We start from the raw sequence: 3,659 nt of genomic DNA, 5'->3' as shown, positions 1-3,659 counted from the left end.
CCCGCCGTTTGTTGCAAACGAGAAGGGGCGGTCTCCTTGGAAGAACATCTATGCTGATTTTCTTGAGAAGGCATTGACGCATGTAGGTAGGGAAGGCGGCGTCCACTTTATTGTGCCACTTTCGGTCGCCTTCAGCCGTGACTACAGCGCCTTGCGCACAATGATTACGGATACTCGCGGAACCGTCTGCCTATCAAATTTCGACAACATCCCGGACACACTGTTCAAATCTGGGAAGCCAAGCCACACGAACACCAACAAAGCGAACAGCCAGCGTTGTACGATCCTCACAGTGCTGCCTGGGAAGCCAAGGAAGCTTTTGGCAACGCCTCTGCTTCGGTGGAGCAAGAAAGATCGCGCCGATCTGCTCAGTCGATCGCCTGAGTACGTTGATGTGTCAGACTATAGCTTCGACCGTCAGTTTCCTCGACCAGAGAGCCAAGCTGTTATGGACTACCTCGACCTCGCAGCGGGAAGCCCTACGCTTGGTTCAATCGTGTCGAAGAACGGCAAATACAAGCTGTTTGTTGCAGGAGTGGCGCGCAACTACGTCAGCCTTCGAGAGGGTCCAGCGAATGGCGTTCATGGCTTAGGGTTTGAAAATGAAGATGATTTCCTCTTGGGCTTGGGCGTGCTGAGTTCTGATCTCTTCTTGTCCTATTGGTTGTCGATCGGCGATGGATTTCACCTGACGAAGGGGAACATCTTCAACTTTCCCTTGCACGACACTCTTCTTCGGGAGTGCCAACGTAACGCTCCAGCGCTCCGCTTGACCTGGAAGGCACGTCAGCGCTTTCAGAAGGGAAAGCTCAACTCTGGTCGAATGACAAAGTCCTTCGACCTAAGAGACGCTGTCCCATCTCTAGTAGGGCCATGATCCCAAAGCAAAATCATATGGTCACGCCAAACCGCTGCGACTAGTGTCTTTCGGAAGGCACTTAAGCACCGGAAAGATTTGATGGCTACGCAATCTCGCCCGAATGGGGAACTATACGATGGGCCTGAGCCTGATCGTGCAACGGCAGATCAGTGGGAAGACATCCTGAATCGATCCTTGGGTTCCCTTGGCTGGACCGTAAACTTAACAAGGCACGATCCACCTCCCCGATCAAGCTACGTCAGATTCACTGCTGAAGTCAGCAAAGCAGGTGAAGCCCTGACGCTAGAGATTTACCCATTCCGGAACCTAAACTGGCGAAACCGAGGCGCAGACGAGAAAGGCATCCAACTAAACAGAGACTACGCAGAACATGCGGATCATTTTCAGCTAGGAAAGAACGGAAACCACCGGTGCTTGCTCCTGGGAGTGTACAACGGGACCGGAAACGATCCTGTCATCTGTGCCTGGGACACTTCCGCTTATTTGAACCATGCCAATCCGAACACTTGCTACACAAATGTGAATGCAATTGCAGATGCCTATAAAACTGGCTTTGGGCGATATTTTGACCGAGTAAACAACAGATACTCTTGCTGCTTCCAACCTGAGTTTATCCATTACTATATCGCGAATATGGATACGCTCCATGTACCCCCTGGGGCTGTCGATCACCAAGAAGATGCCGTCAATCCTGAAGCCGTGACAGGCGCTGAAAACCTGATCTTTTATGGTGCTCCAGGAACAGGCAAGACCCATGCAGTCAATGAGCGCATTGGTGACAAGCGCAGCATTCGGACAGTCTTCCACCCCGATCTTCAGAACGGCGATTTTGTCGGAGCGCTCAAGCCCGTCACTCGCGCGGGAGACGTAACCTACGAGTTTTCTCCAGGCCCTTTCGCGCACGCTCTCAGGGCTGCCATTCTCCGACCGAACGAAGAGGTCTTCTTGGTCATAGAAGAACTTAACCGCGCCCCAGCCGCTGCTGTTTTTGGAGACCTTTTCCTTTTGCTGGACCGGGATGCGACGGGCCTGGGAAAGTACGATGCAGACTTTCCAACCGACGAATTCAAAGCCTGGTTGTGTGCGGAGTGCGATCAGGAGATTGAGAAGCTCAGATTGCCCGCAAATCTCTGGCTACTAGCCACCATGAACAGCGCGGACCAGGGCGTTTTCCCCCTAGATACGGCCTTCCGCCGCCGCTGGAAACAAGAGTACATCAATATTGATTACGCGATCTCGCCTGCAGGGCGTTTCAATGTGGTCAAAGCCGATGGCAATCAGGCCTCGATCGCTTGGGCGGACTTTTCTCGCGTCTTGAACGACTATCTGACTGATCACCTTTCAATCGCTGAAGATCGCCTTTTGGGGCCTTGGTTTGTGTCGGATGTCGAACTTGCTTCAAGCGACTTCGTGCCAGGGAAAGTGCTGATCTACCTTTGGGACGATCTGCTTCGCCATCATGGGCGCGATATCGTCTTCAATACCGCTATCGTCAAAACCTACGGGGCCTTGTCTCACCGCGTATTTCAAAGCGAACAGGTCTTTTCTGAAGGTTTCTTGGGTGCCCTAGATGCGGCACTTGAGGAAGTTGCAGGCGATGCCTGACGAGCCTCGTGTCCTTCAAGACCGGGTGGCTGTTCGTTTTCTTGAAGAACGATACCAAAAGCTGACGTCAGAACTTCGTCGCCAAGACCAAGGCAAGACGCTTCAAAAGGAAACCGTCCATTTCTGTGGGCTAGCATGCACAAGTTCCTCAGAGAGCTATGTCTTCGTGCCTCGTAAGACACTCGGAGATTCAGCAACCGAAAACCAACGCATAGCCAGAACAACGATGCGGGTACTGGCAAAGTACGGCCAAGATACTCGCGACCGGCAGGGTCTCTCTTCAGCGGAAGATGGGAACGTGGGTTTGATCTCCACAGTTCAAGATTTGGCCGATGATTTTCGACGGTATGGAGTCTTCGCTGAACGAGTACGCTACGCCACAAAGAACTCTGGGAAGGCCAATTGGCCGCGCACCGCAGCACGCGAACTTGCCATGGTCTCGGGCAACGGAAACATCGTCTACCCCAACATTCGCACAAGTCGGACCTCAAACGCACATGAAAGCGTTCTAGCGCGTGTCCAAGTTGCTGTTCTTTTGGAGATTGTTGAGCATCACGGATGGTGGTTGGACGGCCTGCAAGGTCGAGAGGCAGAACTCAAGGCCTTTGCCTCACCCGACTTTCCCCGGCTTCTATGGTCCCAGAAACTGAGATCATTGCTGCCAAACTTGTTCGCGCAAAGGGCAATCAGACTAGCGCACTCCTTGATCTCGTACCTTGACGAAGACCCACGCCAGAATGACGGCATCACCTTATACGGTATCGACGACTTCCACGCCGTCTGGGAACGAATGCTACGAGAAGTCCTGCCGGGTGTCGAAGGCGGATGGAACTCCCGGCTCCCTAAACCTGCCTTCAGACAAGCCTCCAATGGACAACTCCTAGTCCAAGAGCGAGGGATGCAGACTGATATCGTGATACGCGATGGCACAACACTGAAAGTGCTAGACGCCAAGTACTACGATGCAACGTCGTTATCGAACTCGCCCGGCTGGCCCGACATTGTAAAGCAACTCTTCTACCATCTCGCTCTAAATTCTGTCGTCGGTGACGAGGTACGCACCGGAAGTTTTGTTTTTCCGTAACCGGCCGGTTGATACCGTCGCCTGATCCTACGACTTCCAGTTCCACGGGAGCAGTTCGTCGAGGCGGTTGATCTTGTGATCGTGGATACG

The 3,659-nt window shown here is 53.0% G+C and carries 3 protein-coding genes; all 3 read left to right on the top strand.

The window, feature by feature from the left end; genetic code table 11:
* On the top strand, positions 1–877 hold an 877-nt coding region (locus Q344_RS26290; protein ID WP_169739168.1), incomplete at its 5' end, for a hypothetical protein.
* Positions 878–958: 81 nt separating this feature from the next.
* The gene (locus Q344_RS25460) at positions 959–2,485 is read left to right on the top strand and encodes an AAA family ATPase (RefSeq protein ID WP_084178253.1); all 1,527 of its coding nucleotides are present in this window, start codon (positions 959–961) and stop codon (positions 2,483–2,485) included.
* Positions 2,478–3,569, top strand: coding sequence for an LlaJI family restriction endonuclease (locus Q344_RS25455; protein ID WP_169739166.1), 1,092 nt, complete (start codon positions 2,478–2,480; stop codon positions 3,567–3,569). Before Q344_RS25460 ends, Q344_RS25455 begins: the two co-directional genes overlap by 8 nt.
* Positions 3,570–3,659 lie beyond the last annotated feature (90 nt).

Source organism: Pseudooceanicola nanhaiensis DSM 18065, from assembly GCF_000688295.1.
GTDB classification, from domain to species: Bacteria; Pseudomonadota; Alphaproteobacteria; order Rhodobacterales; family Rhodobacteraceae; genus Pseudooceanicola; species Pseudooceanicola nanhaiensis.
This window is presented reverse-complemented; position numbering and strand designations above follow the sequence as displayed.